Annotated in this window: 1 protein-coding gene and 1 pseudogene; both read left to right on the top strand. The window is 67.3% G+C overall.

Annotation, left to right across the window (positions count from 1 at the left end; all coding sequences use genetic code 11):
* On the top strand, positions 1–998 hold a 998-nt coding region (locus FJ959_RS31490; protein ID WP_140633933.1), incomplete at its 5' end, for an NAD(P) transhydrogenase subunit alpha.
* Positions 998–1,095: pseudogene (locus FJ959_RS32655) on the top strand (NAD(P) transhydrogenase subunit alpha); the annotation flags it as partial. The gene FJ959_RS31490 and the pseudogene FJ959_RS32655, both read left to right, overlap by 1 nt.

Here is a 1,095-nt window from a genome sequence, read left to right as displayed (position 1 = left end):
TGACGGCCTTTGCGATGGAATTCATGCCGCGCATCACGCGCGCCCAGTCGATGGACGTCTTGTCCTCGCAGGCTAACCTTGCCGGCTACCAGGCGGTGATCGACGGCGCTGCCGAATATGACCGGGCGCTGCCGATGATGATGACGGCGGCCGGCACTGTTCCTGCCGCCAAGGTGTTCATCATGGGCGTCGGCGTTGCCGGCCTGCAGGCGATCGCCACAGCGCGCCGGCTCGGCGCGGTCGTCACCGCGACCGATGTGCGCCCCGCCGCCAAGGAACAGGTCGCCTCGCTTGGCGCAAAGTTCCTCGCCGTCGAGGACGAAGAGTTCAAGGCGGCCGAGACCGCCGGCGGCTACGCCAAGGAGATGTCCAGGGATTACCAGGCCAAGCAGGCGGCGCTGACCGCCGAGCACATCGCCAAGCAGGACATCGTCATCACCACGGCGCTGATCCCCGGCCGCCCGGCGCCGAGGCTGGTGTCGGCTGACATGGTCGCCTCGATGAAGCCCGGTTCGGTGATCGTCGATCTTGCGGTGGAGCGCGGCGGCAATGTCGAGGGCGCCGAAGCAGGCAGGATCGTGACGACGGCCAACGGCGTCAAGATCGTCGGCTACCTCAACGTGCCGGGCCGCGTCGCGGCCTCCGCTTCGCTGCTCTACGCCAGGAACCTTTTTGCTTTCCTCGAGACGCTGGTCGACAAGGGCACCAAGCAGCTTGCGATCAACCGCGACGACGATCTGGTCAAGGCGACCATGCTGACCGACGGCGGCAAGATCGTCCATCCGGCCTTCGCCAAGGCCGACCAGCAGCCGCCAAAGGGCCAATATATCGAACCGCCGGCGATCCCGGCCAGCACAATGGTCGCCGATGCTTCGGCGCCCAAGCAAGCCGCGCCCAGGAAAGCTGCCGCATCCAAGCCCTCGCCGCCCAAGTCGCCCCCGCCGCCCAAGTCGCCCTCGCCAAAGTCGCCCTCGCCCAAGCCGAAAGGGACCGCGTGATGGACCAGACCTTGCAGAAAGCCCTCGACCAGCTCGACCAGGCAAGTGCTGCCGTCCGGCTGGCGGTGCAGAACCTGGCAAATGCTCCCGGCGGCGC

Origin of the sequence: Mesorhizobium sp. B2-2-4, assembly GCF_006442375.1 — a bacterium.
GTDB lineage: Bacteria > Pseudomonadota > Alphaproteobacteria > Rhizobiales > Rhizobiaceae > Mesorhizobium.
Note: the sequence above shows the minus strand (reverse complement) of the source record. Positions and strands in the feature narration are given on the sequence as shown.